The sequence below is a fragment of the Comamonas terrae genome, assembly GCF_001544075.1.
Classification (GTDB): domain Bacteria; phylum Pseudomonadota; class Gammaproteobacteria; order Burkholderiales; family Burkholderiaceae_C; genus Comamonas; species Comamonas terrae.
In genome coordinates, this window is sequence record NZ_BCNT01000013.1 from 1 (window position 1) to 15025 (window position 15025).

Sequence of the window (15025 nt, forward strand, 5' to 3'; positions counted from 1 at the left end):
AATGTCGTGCGCAGAAGAAACATGAAAAGTGGTATCGGCCGGGCCTGGGGGATCGAATGCCGGGCGAGTATAGGGATGCCTAGGCGAACAGCCTGGTAGGAAAGCACGCCACAAAAAAAGAGCCGCAGTGGCGCGGCTCCTTTTTTACGACAGCGAACGGAACTCAGTCCACCAGGCCCGCGTACACGTGCTGCACGTCGTCGTCGTTTTCCAGGCCGGCCAGGAAGGCTTGCACTTCCTCCTGCTGCTCGGCAGAGAGGCTGGACATGCTGACGGGATTCTTGGCCTTGTAGCCGAGCTTGGCCGACAGCACCTTGATGCCTTGCTCGGGCAGCGCCTTGGAGACGGTGTCCAGGTCGGTGGGCTCGGTGATGAACAAGGTCACGCCCTCTTCGTCGCCAGGCTCGAAGTCCTGGGCGCCGGCCTCGATCGCAGCCAGTTCCACGTCGGCGCCGCTCTCGGGCTCGCCTTCGATCATGCCCACATGGTCGAAGTCCCAGGCCACGGCCGTGAGCTGGCCCTTGCGGAAGCACACGCGCATATTGGGCGCCGTGCGGTTGGGGTTGTCGGTCAGGCATTCGACCATCACCGGCACACGGTGCGGCGCATAGCCCTCGAACAGCACGCTGGAATAGTTGACGGCGTCGGCTCCGGTACCCGAGCCCTTCTTGATCGCGCGCTCCAGCGTGTCCTTGGGCATGGAAGCCTTGCGGGCAGCTTCAACAGCCATGCGCAGGCGGGAGTTGGAGGACGGGTCGCCGCCACCCAGACGGGCGGCAACCGTGATTTCCTTGACCAGCTTGCCGAACAGCTTGCCTTTGGCGTCGGCCACCAGTGCCTTGCCCTTTGCTTTCCATTGCGCGCCCATGGGTGCGATTCCTTGATGAGTGGTGGATGGCCTGCGCTTGCCGCGCGGCCGGCTGAAAAATTTCGAAGCGCGGTTATACACCTGCCGCACCGGCCATGCTCGGCCCAGGGCCAGAGCCTGACAGTCCCGGATGCCTTCATGCCCCTGTCCGCCGAAGTTGCAAGGCGCAGCCAGGCCGTGGCGCTTTGCCACAATGGCCGGTATGCGCAGCCGCGCCCCACCTGCCTGGAGTACGACATGCCCCTGTTTGCCGCATCTGCCTGCCGCCGCGTGCCTGCACGGACGCAGGCCATGCTTGCCACAGCCCTGGCCACTCTCCCGTCCCCGGCCATCCCGGCACCGCAGGTGGAGCTTTCCGCGCAGCCCATCGCCCAGGGCCTCGAACACCCCTGGGCCCTGGCCTTTCTGCCCGATGGCCGCTATCTCGTCACCGAGCGCCCGGGCCGCATGCGTGTGGTGGAACGCGACGGCCGGCTCGGCCGGCCGATTGAGGGCCTGCCTGCCGTGGGGGCCGCGGGCCAGGGCGGCCTGCTGGACCTGGTGCTGGACAGCGACTTCGCGCACAGCCGCATGCTGTATTTCTGCTTTTCCGAGCCCGGCCGGGGAGCCGATGCGGGCAAGAACAGCACGGCGCTGGCCAGCGCCAGGCTTTCGGCCGATGCCAGCCGGCTCGAGCAGGTGAAGATCGTCTTCAGCCAGCGCCCCAAGTACGCGAGCAATCTGCATTTCGGCTGCCGCATCGTCGAGCGCAAGGTCAAAGGCCAGAGCGACGGCAGCCTGTTCCTGACCCTGGGCGAACGCTTCAGCCACAAGGAGCAGGCGCAGGACCTGCAAAGCCACCTGGGCAAGATCGTGCGCATCAACAAGGACGGCAGCGTGCCCGGGGACAATCCGTTTGCCGGCCGCAGCGACGCCTTGCCGGAAATCTGGAGTTATGGCCATCGCAACTCCCAGGGGGCCGCCCTGGACGCCGAAGGTACGCTATGGATGCATGAGCACGGACCGCAAGGCGGCGACGAGGTCAACCGGCCCGAGCCCGGCAGGAACTATGGCTGGCCCGTGATCACCTATGGCGAGAACTACGGCGGCGGAAAGATAGGCGATGGCATCACGCAAAAGGCCGGCATGGAGCAGCCGCTGCACTACTGGGTGCCGTCCATTGCGCCCTCGGGCATGGCTTTCGTCACCAGCGAGCGCTATGGTGCGCAATGGAAGGGCAGTCTCATCGTGGGCGCGCTCAAGGCCCAGCGCCTGGAGCGGCTGACCGTCGAGGGCGGCCGCATCACGGGTACCGAGCCCGTGCTGCCCCGGCTGGGCCGGCGCGTGCGCGACGTGCGCCAGGGGCCGGACGGCTGGCTCTATGTGCTGACCGACGAGGCCAGCGGGCAGCTGCTGCGCATTGTTCGCACGCCCTGAGCCGCAGCGCGGCACTCCCGTTCGAGTTCCGGGGCACGCAGCACGGCGTTTTTATGTGCAGGCGGCCTGAATGACCTGCCGGTGGTGCGAAACTCCGTGGCTATCCGTTCGCATCAACCCAGAAAAATATTTCTATGCTCAATGCCTTGTGGCTAGGCTTTTTTCTCGTGGCAGCCATTGCCGCTTTCGCACAGTGGCTGGTCGGCGGTCAGGCCGAGGTGTTTGCCGCCATGGTCCAGGCCCTGTTTGCCATGGCCAGGCTCTCGGTCGAAGTCATGGTGCTGCTGTTCGGCACGCTCACCCTGTGGCTGGGCTTTCTGCGCATTGCAGAGAAAGCCGGCATCGTGGAATGGCTGGCCAGGATGCTGGGCCCGCTGTTTGCCAGGCTCATGCCCGAGGTGCCGCGCGGCCACCCGGCCCTGGGGCTGATCACGCTCAATTTCGCCGCCAACGGCCTGGGCCTGGACAACGCGGCCACGCCCATGGGCCTGAAGGCCATGCGCGCGCTGCAGGAGCTCAATCCGCGCCCGGACACCGCCACCAATGCGCAAATCCTGTTCCTGGTGCTCAACGCCTCCTCGCTCACGCTGCTGCCCGTCACCATCTTCATGTACCGGCTGCAGCAGGGCGCGCCGGATCCCACGCTGGTCTTTCTGCCGATTCTGCTGGCCACATCGGCTTCCACCCTGGTCGGTCTGCTGAGCGTGGCCGCGGTGCAGCGGCTGCCGATTTTCAGCCCCGTGGTGCTGGCCTATCTGCTGCCCGTGGGCTTGGCCCTGGCGGGCTTCATGGCCTTCCTCACCACGCTGAGCGCCTCTGCGCTGGCGCACCTGTCCTCGCTCATGGGCAATCTCACGCTGTTTGCGCTGGTCGTGCTGTTCGTGGCCCTGGGTGCCTGGAAGAAGGTGGCCGTCTATGACAGCTTCATCGAAGGCGCCAGGGAAGGCTTCGACGTGGCCAAGGGCCTGCTGCCCTACCTCGTGGCCATGCTCTGCGCCGTGGGCGTGTTCCGCGCCTCGGGCGCGCTGGAATATGTGCTCTCGGGCATACGCTGGGTGGTCGATGCCGCGGGCATGGATGCCCGCTTTGTCGACGCCCTGCCCACGGCGCTGGTCAAGCCGTTTTCGGGCAGCGCCGCACGCGCCATGCTGATCGAGACCATGCAGAGCCAGGGCGTGGACAGCTTTGCCGCGCTCACGGCCGCCACCGTGCAGGGCAGCACCGAGACCACGTTCTACGTGCTGGCCGTGTACTTCGGCGCCGTGGGCATACAGCGCGCACGCCATGCGGTGGCCTGCGCGCTGCTGGCCGAGCTGGCCGGCGTGGTGGCAGCGATTGCCGTGTGCTACCGCTTCTTTGGTTGATGACGGAAATGAACGCCACCACGACGGATATGCAATCCCTGTTCCTGCGCTCCTGGCAGCGTGCCTGGCACGGGCTGGGCGCCACGCCTGCCGAAGGCCTGCTGCAGACGCTGCTTTCAGCCTATGCCGAGCCCCAGCGCCACTACCACACCCAGCAGCATCTGGCCGAATGCCTTGCGCATTTCGAAGCCGTGCAGGACCAGGCACTGCGCCCGGCCGAGGTGGAGATCGCGCTCTGGTTCCACGATGCCGTCTACGACGTCAAGGGCAAGGACAACGAGCTGCGCAGCGCACAGTGGGCCGCCCGGGTGCTGGAAGACGGCGGCGTGGACGAGGCGGCCTGCCGCCGCGTGCATGCGCTCGTCATGGCCACCTGCCATGAAGCCACGCCCCAGGACGGCGATGCGCAGCTGCTGGTGGACATAGATCTCGCGATCCTGGGCGCCAGCCCTGCGCGCTTTGCGGAGTACGACACCCAGGTGCGCGCCGAATATGCCTGGGTGCCGCGCCTGGTTTACGGCATCAAGCGCAGGCAGGTGCTGCGGGGCTTTCTGCAGCGCAAGGCCATCTATGCGACACCGTATTTCCACGCCCGGCTCGAGCCGCAGGCGCGCGCCAATCTGCGCCGGTCCACGGCGCCCTAAGCATCTGCGCGATCTGCTCGAGCCGGCCTCGATGGGCGAGCGCCACAGGCGGTTGCCGGTTGCCGCCGCCGGGCACGGCGCTACAATCGGCCCCCATGTCGCGTGCGATCCAGAGACTTTCTCTGCGGAGCGCGGTGCTGCTGATCATGGTGGCGCAACTGCTGATTCCGCTGCTGCACGGCCATTTCGGAACCCCGAATCAAGCTGGCCTGCATGTACACGCGATGCCTTCGAGAATGGCTGATTCTCATTTCCATCTTTTCACCGGACACGGCACTGCCGACGACCTGCACTCCCACTTGGCCCAAGCCGAGCCTTTCGAAGTCGACGTGCAGGATGCGCTGCAGCCGCTGGACCTGCTGCCCATGCCGCTGCTGGCCGTCATGGGCCTGGCTTTGCTGACCCTGGGCCTGCGCGCCGCGCGCATGCGCTGCGTGGCATCCAGGCCCATGCCAGGGCCGGAACCTGCATGCCGGATCCCACGCTGGCGCGGGCGTGTGATACGGCCCTCTCCGGCGCAGGCGCCGCCTCTTCTTTCCTGAACTCCCGGGCCTGTGCAAGGCCTGTCGGCATCCGCGCATGCGCGGATGGCTTCCATTCGTTTTCCGGAGTCAGGAATGTTCTTCCACCGTTGGCTGCTGGCGGGCGCACTCGCGCTGCCGGCTTGTGCCCCCATTTTTTGCATGGCCGCTGATGCCGTGGCCCTCTCCCCCGAGCAGGCACGCACGCTGGGCGTGCGCTTCCAGTCCATGCAGAGCTCTGCCGAGCTCGAAATAACAACCCATGCACGCGTGGTGCTGCGACCCGATGCCCATGCCGTGGTTGCCGCGCCCTATGCGGGCGCCGTACCGCAGGTGCTGGTGGCGCTGGGCCAAGCGGTACGCGCCGGCCAGGCCGTGGCCGCCTTCACCAGCCCCCAGCTGTATGAGGCACGGCGCGCCCTGGCCGAGGCCGAGTCGCAGTCGCGCCTGGCCCGGCAATCGCTGGCGCGCGACCGATCGCTCTACGACGACGGCATCATTGCCGCCAGCCGCTGGCAGGCTACCCAGGCCCGCGCCACGGAGGCCGCCGCGATGGCGCAGGCCCGGCGGGCCGAGCTGTCGGCCAGCGGCGTGATGCTGGCCGGCAACGAGGCCCGGCTGCTCGCGCCCCGGAGCGGCATCGTGACCGAGGTCCTGGTACAGCCCGGAGCGCGCGTCGAGGCTTCGGCACCGCTGGTGCGCGTGGCCGACACCAAGGCACTGGAGCTGGACCTGCTGCTGGGCCGTGAAGTGCCTCTGCCCTCCTTGGGCGACAGCGTGCAGGTGGGCTCCCGCGGCGCCACTGGCCAGGTGGCGGGTATGGCGCCCGTAGGCGACGGCTCGGCCGGCATGCGCGTGCGCGTGGCCTTGAGCAGGAACGGCGATCTGCGCCTGGGCGAAAGCGTCACGGCCACATTGGCCTTGAAGAATGCGGCCCGGGCCGGCGAACGGCTGCGCATTCCGGCCGCGGCGCTCGCGCACTGGCAGGGCCAGACCGGCGTGTTCCTGGCCACCGGCAAGGGCGTGCGCTTTGCTCCCGTGCAGGTGGACGCCAGCGACGAGGCCACGGCCGTGGTGCGCGGGACGCTGCCGCCCGATGCGCGCATCGCGGTCACCGGCATCGCCGCGCTCAAGGGCTTGCTCGCCGGAGGTGAGTGATGCTGGCACGGCTGATCGATTTTTCGCTGCGCCAGCGGGCGCTGGTGCTGCTCGCGGCCCTGGCCCTGGCGCTGGCCGGCGCCTGGGCCTATGTCCATCTGCCCATTGACGCTTTCCCCGACATCTCGCCCACCCAGGTCAAGGTGATCCTCAAGGTGCCGGGCATGACGCCCGAAGAGGTGGAGCAGCGCGTTTCCACGCCCGTGGAGCAGGAGTTGCTGGGCCTGCCGCACAAGACCATCGTGCGCTCGGTCTCCAAGTACGGCATCAGCGACGTGACGGTGGACTTCGCCGAGGGCACGGACGTGTACTGGGCGCGCCAGCAGGTGTCCGAGCGGCTGGCCGGCATGCAGCGCGAGCTGCCGGCCACGGCCGAAGGCGGGCTGGCGCCCATCACCACGCCGCTGGGCGAGATGTTCATGTTCACCGTCGATGGCGATGGCTATTCGCTGGCCGAGCGCCGGCGTGTGCTGGACTGGGTGATACGCCCTGCCCTGCGCACCGTGGCCGGCGTGGCCGATGTGAACGCGCTGGGCGGCGCGGTGCGCGGCTACGAGGTGATTCCCGATCCGGCGCGGCTGCGTGCGCACGGCGTGACGCTGGAGCGGCTGCGCCAGGCGCTGGAGGCCAACAACCGCAACGATGGCGCGGGCCGCCTGGACCGCGGCGAGGAGCACTGGGTGGTGCGCGTGGAAGGCGGGGTGCGCGGGCTGGAAGACCTGCGCGCCATCGTGGTCGAGCCTGCCCGGGAGGGACGCACCGCGGCCACCGTGGGCGATGTGGCCACGGTGCGCCTGGGCGAGGCCACGCGCAACGGCGCCGTGAGCCGCGACGGCCAGGGTGAGGCCGTCGAGGGCCTGGTGCTGGGGCTGCGCGGCGTGGATGCGCGCAGCCTAGTCGAGGCCGTGCAGGCACGGCTCGACGAGCTGGCGCCGCGCCTGCCGCAGGGCATGCGCACCCAGGTGTTTTACAACCGGGGCGAGCTGGTATCGCGCGCGGCCGGCACCGTGGTGCGCGCGCTGGTCGAGGCCAGCGTGCTGGTGGTGGTCACGCTGTACCTGTTCCTCGGCGGCGTGCGTGCAGCGCTGGTGGTGGCGGCCACGCTGCCGCTGTCCATGCTGGCCACCTTCCTGCTCATGCGCCATGTGGGCCTGACCGCCAATCTGATGAGCCTGGGCGGCCTGGCCATCGCCCTGGGCATGCTGGTGGATGCCTCGGTGGTGGTGGTGGAAAACATCGAGACCGCACTGGCGCATGCGCCCGCAGGGGCGTCTCCGGCAAGGCCGGTGGATCGCCTTGCCTTGATCCGCGGTGCGGTCTCTGCCGTGTCCGCGCCCATGCTGGCCGGGGTGTCCATCATCGCCATCGTGTTCCTGCCGCTGCTCACGCTGCAGGGGCTGGAAGGCAAGCTCTTCTCCCCCGTGGCGCTGACCATCGTGCTGGCCCTGGGGGCATCGGTACTGATCGCGTTCACCGTGGTTCCGGCGCTGGCTTCGCTGCTGCTGCGCGCCCATGCCGGCGACGCGCCCTGGCTGACGCGCAAGCTCGCGGGCGGCTTTGCGCGCCTGCAGGGCTGGAGCCTCGTGCATCGGCCGGTGGTGTTCGGCATCGCGGTGGCGGCGCTGGCGGGGGCGGCGGCCCTGTACCTGTCGGTGGGCAAGACCTTCATGCCGACCATGGACGAAGGCGATCTGATCGTGCAGTTGCAGAAGGCACCCTCCATCTCGCTGGCGGCATCGCTGGACATGGACCGGCGCGTGCAGCAGGCATTGCTCAGGGAGGTGCCCGAGATACGCTCCATCGTCGCGCGCACGGGCTCGGACGACCTGGGGCTGGACCCCATGGGCCTCAACGAGACCGACACCTTTCTGGTGCTCAAGCCGCGTGCCGAATGGCGCGGCAGCAAGGAAGACATCGCCGACGCCATACGCCGCGTGCTCGAAGGCTTTCCGGGGCTGATCTACGGCTTTACCCAGCCGATCGAGATGCGCGTGTCCGAGATGCTGACCGGCGCGCGCGGCGACGTGGCCATCAAGATCTTCGGTACCGAACTGGCCAGGATCGATGCAGCGGCCCAGGCAATCGCGGCCAGCATGCGCACCGTACCCGGCGCCGCAGAGGTGATTGCGCCCAGCAACAGCGGCGTGCAGTACCTGCAGGTGGTGCTCAATCGCGCCGCGCTGGGCCAGTCGGGCTTTTCCGGCGATGCCCTGCAGGCCCAGCTGCGCGCGCTGGTCGAGGGCGAGCGCATAGGCATCGTGCCCGAGGGCATGGTACGCACGCCGCTGCTGCTGCGCGGCGGCACGGCGCTGCGCCAGTCCCCCGAAGGCCTGGCCGGCCTGCTGGTGACCGCGCCTGACGGCACGAACTGGCCGTTGACTTCTCTGGCCACGCTGGCTGCGCAGGATGGCCCGGTGCGCATCGACCATGAGGATGGCGCGCGCTTTGCCGTGGTGCAGGTCAACGTCGAAGGGCGCGACCTGGCCGGCTTTGTGCGCGAGGCCCAGGCGGCCGTGGCAAAGGACGCCAGCCTCAAGGATCTGCGCATCGTCTGGGGCGGCCAGTTCGAGAACCAGCAGCGTGCAGCCGCGCGCCTGGCCCTTGTGGTGCCGCTGGCGCTGGCCGCCATCTTCGTGCTGCTGGTGCTGACCTTCCGCTCGCCAAGGCAGGCGATGCTGGTCATCGCCAACATTCCGTTCGCGCTGGTGGGCGGCATGGCGGCGCTGCGCGCGGCGGGGGAATACCTGTCGGTGCCGGCCTCGGTGGGATTCATCGCGCTGCTGGGCATTGCCGTGCTCAACGGCGTGGTGCTGGTCTCGCACTTCAACGCGCTGCTGGCGGGCGGCACGGAGCTGACCCGGGCCGTGCGCCAGGGCGTGCGCGACCGCCTGCGACCCGTGCTGATGACGGCCTGCATCACCGCGCTGGGCATGGTACCCCTGCTGCTGGCCAGCGGGCCGGGCTCGGAAATCCAGCGGCCGCTGGCCGTGGTGGTGGCCGGCGGCCTGGTCAGCTCCACGGCGCTGACCCTGTTGCTGCTGCCGCTGCTGTTCGAGCGCTTCGGCGTTCCCCGCGCCGCCAAGGAGTCTCAAAAATGAGAGCTGTCAGCACTTTACAGACAAGGGCTGAATGCCTTTTTTACCGAGTTTTCAAGAAAATGAGCATGAAACCTCTGCGGCCTGCCTGGGGTGCGGCCCTGTTGCTGGCGGGCGCGGCCCAGGCCCAGAGCTACCTGCCGCCCGAGGCTGCGGTGCGCGCAGCCGTGGAGCAGTCGCCCACGGTGCAGGCCGCCGATGCGGCCCGGCGCGGTGCCCGGGCCCGCGCCGACGGACTGCGCGCCGGCCCGCATGAAACCGTGGTGCGCGCCATGGGGCAGCGCCGCTGGGTGCGCGATGGAACGGGCCAGCGCTTCGGTGAAGGCCAGATCGCCATCGAACGCCCGCTGCGCCTGTGGGGCAAGTCCGAAGCCGATGCCGAACTGGCCGACGCCACGCTGGCCACGGGCCGCGTGGCTGCCCAGGACGCCCGGCACGAGACAGCCCGCCAGCTGCTGGCCCTGTGGTTTGCCGCGCTTCGCGCCGGCCAGGTTCGCCAGGCTGCGCAAGACAATGCGGACGCCGCAACGGAACTGGCCCGCATCACCGAGCGCCGCCTGCGCGCCGGCGATGCTGCCAGGCTGGAAGCCGAGCTGGCCACGGCAGAAAAAGCACGCATGCAGGCTGCATTGGCGTCGGCCGAAGCCGCATGGGCCGCGGCCCTGGCCGAGCTGCAGGCGCGCTTTCCCGGGCTGGGCGCGCCCGCCGATGCCATGCCTCCCCTGCCGCCGCTGCCTGGGCAGCCGGCCGGTTTGCGCGCGCGCTATGTGGAGCACAGCCACGAATTCCTGCTGGCGCAGGCCGAGGAAGCACTGGCGCTGCGCCAGGCGCGCCGCACCGACCTGGAGCGCCACCCCGACCCCACGGTCGGCGTGTTTGCCACCAGCGAGCGCGGCGGCGCCGAACGTCTTGCAGGCGTGAGCCTCAGCCTGCCGCTGGGCTCGGCCCACCGCGAGGCCCAGGCCGCGGCCGCTCTGGCCGATGCCGACGCGGCCCTGTCGCGCCGCCTGGCTGCACAGCGGCAACTGGGGGCCCAGTTCGACGTGCTCTGGCTGCAATTGACCGGAAGGCGCGCGGCGGCGCTGGCCCAGGAGCAGGCGGTCACGCTGCAGCGCAGCGCCGCCGACCGCGCCCTGCGCAGCTACCGTGCCGGCGAATCGGGCCTGGGCGAGCTGCTGGCCGTGCGCCGCATGCTGGCCGACGCGCTGCTGGCCGAGCGCCTGGCACGCAGCGAGGCCCTGGAGAGCGACAGCCGCCTGCGGCTGGACCTGCATGAGCTCTGGGACTTCGACGATTGATCGCCTCGCAAGCCGCCGAGGCCGCCCTTCGACGGCGGGCTGCAGCCCCCTATCGCGCCGGCCCGGCTATCCGGCGCGGTAAATGATGGACATCAATATGTTTTTTGCCGAAAGCGAAAAGAATGCATCATGACCCGTTCAGACACCTATTCCCGCCCGCTGGTGCTGCTGCACTGGCTGGTCTTCGTCGCGGCCGCTCTGGCCGTGGCGGCCATAGAGATCAAGGGCTTTTTCCCCAAAGGCTCGCCCGAGCGCGCGCAGATGGCCGTCTGGCATGAGAGCTTCGGCCTCGCCGTGCTGCTGCTCATGACGCTGCGCCTGGCGGTGCGCGCCAGTACCGGGGTGCCGCCGCTGCCGCCCGGCCCGCGCTGGATGGAGACTTCGGCCCGTGCCATGCACTGGCTGCTTTACCTGCTGATGCTGGCCATGCCGGTGCTGGGCGTGCTGGCCGTGGCCTGGTCGGGCAAGCCCGTCCCCTTTTTCGGCGCCTCCTGGATGCTGCCGCTGACGGTGGATGCGCCGCTGGGCCGCAGCCTCAAGAACATCCACGAGGCCGGCGCCAACCTGGTGTTCGCAGCCGTGGGCCTGCATGCGGCGGCCGCGCTGTGGCACCAGTTCGTGCTCAAGGACGGGCTGCTGCGCCGCATGAGCTGACGATAGCGGTCCCCCGCGGGGGCCGCTCTCCGGGCTCAATCCGCTTCCGGCAGCATGGCGTCGGCATAGTCGTAGAGATCGCCCAGGATCTCCTCGCCGCGCTCGTCCGCGGTTTCCGACAGCGCATCGATCATGGCGAACATCTGCTCGGCCGTGCGCGCGCCGCCCCGCCCTTCGATCAGGCAGGCCGCGCGGTGCTGCTCCCAGCGCCGCTGCTCCGCCGCGGTCAGCGTGGCCGGGAAGTTGCGCGCGCGGTAGCGCCAGACCAGCTCCGTCAGGCGCGCATCATCAAAACCGGTCTTGTCCAGCGCCAGCTCCTGTGGCGAGAGACGCTTGATGCGCTCCAGACGGCGGCGGTCCTCGTTGCCTACAAAGCCGCCATACAGATCCTGGTCGGCGTCCAGCGGCTCACCCGCCTCGCGCGTGAAGACGGCCTTCCATTGCGCACTCATGTCGGGCAGGTCGCGGGCCACCGCCGCATGCTGCATTGCCAGTTCCATGTCCACGCCCCATTTTTCGGCCATGGCCGGGCTCAGCGTCTTGAGGCTGCCGACCACCATGGGCGACTTGTTGATGTGGATGCTCTTGATTGGCAGACGGCTCACGCCTTCGGGCAGCTCGGCCTGGCGCGTGAACAGGCGCAGACGCAAATCCTCGATACCGATGCCGGCCAGTTCGCCGGGGTGCTGCGACAGGTCCCAGCAGATGATCTCGTTCTTGTTGACCGGGTGCGTGGCCAGGGGCCACATCACGGCCAGGCAGCCGCGCGCGGGGCTGATCATGCCGGTCACATGCAGGAAGGGGCGTGCATGCTCCTGCGTGGCGGGCAGGCCCATTTCCTGCAGCACGCGGTCCTTCTTGTGCAGCGCAAAGGCAAAGTCGAACAGCCGCGGCTGCCTTTGCCGGATCAGGCGTGCCAGCGCAATCGTGGCGCGCACGTCGGACAGTGCATCGTGGGCCTGCTCGTGCAGCAGGCCGTTGGCACGCGCCAGGTCCTCGAGCCTGAAGCTCACGCTGCCATCTTCCTTGGTCGGCCATGCAATGCCTTCGGGGCGCAGCGCATAGACCATGCGCACCACGTCCAGCAGGTCCCAGCGGCCGCAGCCGTTCTGCCATTCGCGCGCATAGGGGTCGGTGAGATTGCGCCAGAACATGAAGCGCGTGATCTCGTCGTCGAAGCGTATGGTGTTGTAGCCCACGCCCACGGTGCCGGCCTGGGCGAGTTCGGCCTCGATGCGGGCCGAAAACTCGGCCTCGGTCACGCCTTCCTCCAGCGCGCGCTGGGGCGTGATGCCCGTGATCAGGCAGGACTGCGGATCGGGCAGATAGTCGTTGGCCGGCTGGCAGTACCACATGACGGGCTCGCCGATTTCGTTGAGCTCGGCATCCGTGCGGATGCCGGCGAACTGCGCGGGCCGGTCGTAGCGCGGCTGGGCGCCAAAGGTTTCGTAGTCGTGCCAGAAAAAGGTATGAGCCATGGGCCCGAAGTATGCCCGCGAACCGGATGCCCGCAGAGATTGCGAGGCACCCGGACTGTCAAAACCAGGAGCTGCCGGCGCCTGTCAACAGGCAATTCCAGCCTTTATCGATTCGAAATTCTTTAACTGATGCGCGCCAGCAGCTCATCAATCAATAGCAACCCGGAGCAGCAGCCTCAGGCCGCCTGCGCCAGCTCCATCAGGGCCTGGCCGACTTCGCCGGCATGCTTGAAGTCCAGCAGCGCATCGGCGCGCGTGCGGCCCTGGTTGACGGCCACCAGGCTCTTGCCCTGCTCGGCCGCGGCCAGGGCGAAGCGATAGCCCGAATACACCATGAGCGAGGAACCCGCGATCAGCACGCCGTCGCAGCGCGCCACCGCCTCCAGGCCCGCCTGCACGCGCTCGCGCGGCACGCTTTCGCCGAAGAACACCACATCGGGCTTGAGCAGGCCGGTGCCGCAATGCGGGCAGGCCGGCACGTCGAAGCCGCTGAAATCCCGGTGCTCGAGATCTGCATCGCCGTCGGGCGCGGGCGCCGCATACAGGCGTGCCCATTGCGGATTGCGCTCCAGCAGGCGCTGCTGCAGGTCGGCGCGCGCATGGCGCCGGCCGCAGTTCATGCAGCGCACGATATCGATGCGGCCGTGCAGGTCCAGCGTCTGCCGGTTGCCGGCCGCGCTGTGCAGGCCGTCCACGTTCTGGGTGAGCAGCAGCTCCAGTCGGCCCTTTTGCTCCAGCACGGCCAGCGCCTTGTGGGCCGTGCCCGGCCGGGCCTGGCCCATGACGCGCCAGCCCAGCATGCTGCGCGCCCAGTAGCGCCTTCTCACCTGTTCGTCGCCCATGAAGGCCTGGAAGGTCACGGGCTGGGGCCGCTTCCAGGCGCCCTGCTCGTCGCGGTAGTCGGGGATGCCGACTTCGGTGCTGCAGCCCGCGCCGGTGACCACCAGCAGCCGCTTGCGCGTCAGGCCCCAGTCCAGCCAGCGCTGGCGGGTGTCGGTCGAGGCATCGGTCATTGTGGTCTCCACGGAAGTCATGGCCTGGGGTTCCTTCAGAGCAGCGGCGAGCACAGCCGTGCGGCCGAGCTGAACAGCCGCCGGCCCAGTCCTCTTTCGCTCTTGTACGAGACCGGATGGGACTGGCGCAGATCGGCGATGAACTGCTGGGCCAGATGCCGGTTGAGCTCGGGGCCGTAGCCGATCACGCAGACCTCGAAATTGAGGAAGAAGCTGCGGTAGTCGAAATTGGCCGTGCCGATGATGGCGATGTTCTCGTCCACCAGCAGGGTCTTGGAGTGCAGCATGCGCGCCTCGTATTCGTAGACGCGCACGCCGCTGCGGATCAGCTCGTCGAAATAGGAGCGCGCAGCGCCCGTCACCAGGGCCGAATCGGACTTCCTGGGCACGAGGATCTGCACATCCACGCCGCGCAGCGAGGCATTGGTGAGCGCGGCCAGGCCGGCCTCGGTGGGCACGAAGTACGGCGTGGTCAGCCAGATCCGCTGCTCGGCCGCATTGATGGCCGCCAGATGGGCGCGGTAGATGGCATGCAGCCCGCTGTCCGGGCCCGAGGTGATGACCTGCATGGGGATGTCGCCGTCGGGCATGTCGGGCAGCAGCGCATCCACCTCCACGTCGGTCGCCAGCTGGGCCGGCGCCTTTTCCAGCGCATAAGCCCAGTCCTCCATGAACACGGTCTGCAGCCAGTTCACGATCGGGCCTTCCACATGCAGGTGCACGTCGTGGTAGGCATCGCTGCGGATGCGCTCGTTTTCCTCGTCGGTGACGTTGACGCCGCCCGTGAAGCCCACCAGCCCGTCGCAGACCAGGATCTTGCGGTGGGTGCGGAAATTGATCACCGGCCGCAGGCGCCGGCCTATCCGGGTGTCGTGAAAGCGCGCCACCTGGGCCCCGGCGTCGAGCAGCGGCTGCAGGAACTTGCGCCCCAGCTTCTTGGAGCCCAGCGCGTCGATCAGCAGCCGCACCGCCACGCCGGCGCGCGCCTTTTCCACCAGCAGGTCGCGCAGCGCCGTGCCGGTCCGGTCCGGTTCGTAGATGTAGTACTCCAGATGCACATGGTGGCGCGCGGCCCGCACGGCCTCGGCAATGGCATCGAAGGTGGCCGAGCCGCCCGTCAGCAGCCGCATGCGGGTGGCGCTGCTGACCGGGAAATCGCTGGTGGCGGCCACCAGCCGCGCCACCTGGTGCAGGCGCAGGTCCCCCTCGGGCATGCGATCGCGCAGCCTCTGCATGCTGGCACGCACCTTGGAGCGCTTGCGCGAGCGCAGCCGCTTGATGCGCTGGCGTTTCAGGCGCTGTGGCCCGAAGAAGTAATAGATCGCCAAGCCCAGGCCGGGCAGCGCCGCCATGGACAGCAGCCAGCTCAGCGTGGCCACCGGGGCGCTGCGCTGCAGCAGAATCCAGACGCTGACCACCACCACATACAGCGACCAGCCAATGGACAGCCACCACTTCACACCTTCGTGGCTGATCTGGGAAGCTATCCAGTCCAATTCGAAACTCCTTGAAATCC

12 protein-coding genes are annotated in these 15025 nt (G+C 68.6%); 8 read left to right on the top strand and 4 right to left on the bottom strand.

Translation table 11 applies throughout. The features are described 5' to 3' along the window. Window positions 1–163 precede the first annotated feature (163 nt). Window positions 164–868: a YebC/PmpR family DNA-binding transcriptional regulator gene (locus tag Cte04_RS16255; RefSeq protein WP_066480582.1), complete on the bottom strand. Its 705-nt coding sequence runs from the start codon at window positions 866–868 to the stop codon at window positions 164–166. A gap of 237 nt (window positions 869–1105) precedes the next feature. Between Cte04_RS16255 and Cte04_RS16260 the strand changes: the two genes are divergently transcribed. From Cte04_RS16260 to Cte04_RS16295, 8 genes are all read left to right on the top strand, one after another. After that, window positions 1106–2284 carry a PQQ-dependent sugar dehydrogenase gene (locus Cte04_RS16260; RefSeq protein ID WP_066480788.1) on the top strand — a complete coding sequence of 393 codons (1179 nt, stop codon included), beginning with the start codon at window positions 1106–1108 and terminating at the stop codon, window positions 2282–2284. Window positions 2285–2418: 134 nt separating this feature from the next. Then, a complete protein-coding gene (locus tag Cte04_RS16265) occupies window positions 2419–3648 on the top strand; it encodes a spore maturation protein (protein ID WP_066480585.1) in 1230 nt (409 codons plus the stop codon). 29 nt (window positions 3649–3677) lie between these two features. Then, on the top strand, window positions 3678–4292 hold the full coding sequence (locus Cte04_RS16270) for an HD domain-containing protein (protein ID WP_066480791.1): 615 nt from the start codon (window positions 3678–3680) through the stop codon (window positions 4290–4292). 236 nt (window positions 4293–4528) lie between these two features. Beyond that, window positions 4529–4834 carry a hypothetical protein gene (locus Cte04_RS16275; protein WP_245633408.1) on the top strand — a complete coding sequence of 102 codons (306 nt, stop codon included), beginning with the start codon at window positions 4529–4531 and terminating at the stop codon, window positions 4832–4834. Between the two features lie 75 nt (window positions 4835–4909). Beyond that, window positions 4910–5971, top strand: a complete 1062-nt coding sequence (locus Cte04_RS16280; protein ID WP_066480590.1) for an efflux RND transporter periplasmic adaptor subunit — start codon at window positions 4910–4912, stop codon at window positions 5969–5971. Beyond that, window positions 5971–9069 carry an efflux RND transporter permease subunit gene (locus tag Cte04_RS16285; protein ID WP_066480595.1) on the top strand — a complete coding sequence of 1033 codons (3099 nt, stop codon included), beginning with the start codon at window positions 5971–5973 and terminating at the stop codon, window positions 9067–9069. Before Cte04_RS16280 ends, Cte04_RS16285 begins: the two co-directional genes overlap by 1 nt. Before the next feature lie 65 nt (window positions 9070–9134). After that, window positions 9135–10364, top strand: coding sequence for a TolC family protein (locus Cte04_RS16290; RefSeq protein ID WP_066480796.1), 1230 nt, complete (start codon window positions 9135–9137; stop codon window positions 10362–10364). Window positions 10365–10493: 129 nt separating this feature from the next. After that, window positions 10494–11018: a cytochrome b gene (locus Cte04_RS16295; protein ID WP_066480597.1), complete on the top strand. Its 525-nt coding sequence runs from the start codon at window positions 10494–10496 to the stop codon at window positions 11016–11018. A gap of 35 nt (window positions 11019–11053) precedes the next feature. Here Cte04_RS16295 and sbcB read toward each other — a convergent pair whose 3' ends face one another. The 3 genes from sbcB to cls form a co-directional block, all read right to left on the bottom strand. Next, a complete protein-coding gene (sbcB, locus tag Cte04_RS16300; protein ID WP_066480600.1) occupies window positions 11054–12496 on the bottom strand; it encodes an exodeoxyribonuclease I in 1443 nt (480 codons plus the stop codon). A 176-nt stretch (window positions 12497–12672) separates the two neighbouring features. After that, complete coding sequence (locus Cte04_RS16305; RefSeq protein WP_066480602.1) at window positions 12673–13509, bottom strand: NAD-dependent protein deacetylase; 837 nt, start codon at window positions 13507–13509, stop codon at window positions 12673–12675. A 35-nt stretch (window positions 13510–13544) separates the two neighbouring features. After that, complete coding sequence (gene cls, locus Cte04_RS16310) at window positions 13545–15005, bottom strand: cardiolipin synthase (protein WP_066480604.1); 1461 nt, start codon at window positions 15003–15005, stop codon at window positions 13545–13547. Between the last annotated feature and the right edge of the window lie 20 nt (window positions 15006–15025).

What these genes read in the sequence shown, in the direction of transcription:
- Cte04_RS16290 (WP_066480796.1), top strand. Translation starts at nt 9,135, where the DNA reads ATGAAACCTCTGCGGCCTGCCTGGGGTGCGGCCCTGTTGCTGGCGGGC.
- Cte04_RS16305 (WP_066480602.1), bottom strand. Translation starts at nt 13,509, where the DNA reads ATGACCGATGCCTCGACCGACACCCGCCAGCGCTGGCTGGACTGGGGC.
- Cte04_RS16280 (WP_066480590.1), top strand. Translation starts at nt 4,910, where the DNA reads ATGTTCTTCCACCGTTGGCTGCTGGCGGGCGCACTCGCGCTGCCGGCT.
- sbcB (WP_066480600.1), bottom strand. Translation starts at nt 12,496, where the DNA reads ATGGCTCATACCTTTTTCTGGCACGACTACGAAACCTTTGGCGCCCAG.
- Cte04_RS16270 (WP_066480791.1), top strand. Translation starts at nt 3,678, where the DNA reads ATGCAATCCCTGTTCCTGCGCTCCTGGCAGCGTGCCTGGCACGGGCTG.
- Cte04_RS16285 (WP_066480595.1), top strand. Translation starts at nt 5,971, where the DNA reads ATGCTGGCACGGCTGATCGATTTTTCGCTGCGCCAGCGGGCGCTGGTG.
- Cte04_RS16255 (WP_066480582.1), bottom strand. Translation starts at nt 868, where the DNA reads ATGGGCGCGCAATGGAAAGCAAAGGGCAAGGCACTGGTGGCCGACGCC.
- Cte04_RS16295 (WP_066480597.1), top strand. Translation starts at nt 10,494, where the DNA reads ATGACCCGTTCAGACACCTATTCCCGCCCGCTGGTGCTGCTGCACTGG.
- Cte04_RS16275 (WP_245633408.1), top strand. Translation starts at nt 4,529, where the DNA reads ATGGCTGATTCTCATTTCCATCTTTTCACCGGACACGGCACTGCCGAC.
- Cte04_RS16265 (WP_066480585.1), top strand. Translation starts at nt 2,419, where the DNA reads ATGCTCAATGCCTTGTGGCTAGGCTTTTTTCTCGTGGCAGCCATTGCC.
- Cte04_RS16260 (WP_066480788.1), top strand. Translation starts at nt 1,106, where the DNA reads ATGCCCCTGTTTGCCGCATCTGCCTGCCGCCGCGTGCCTGCACGGACG.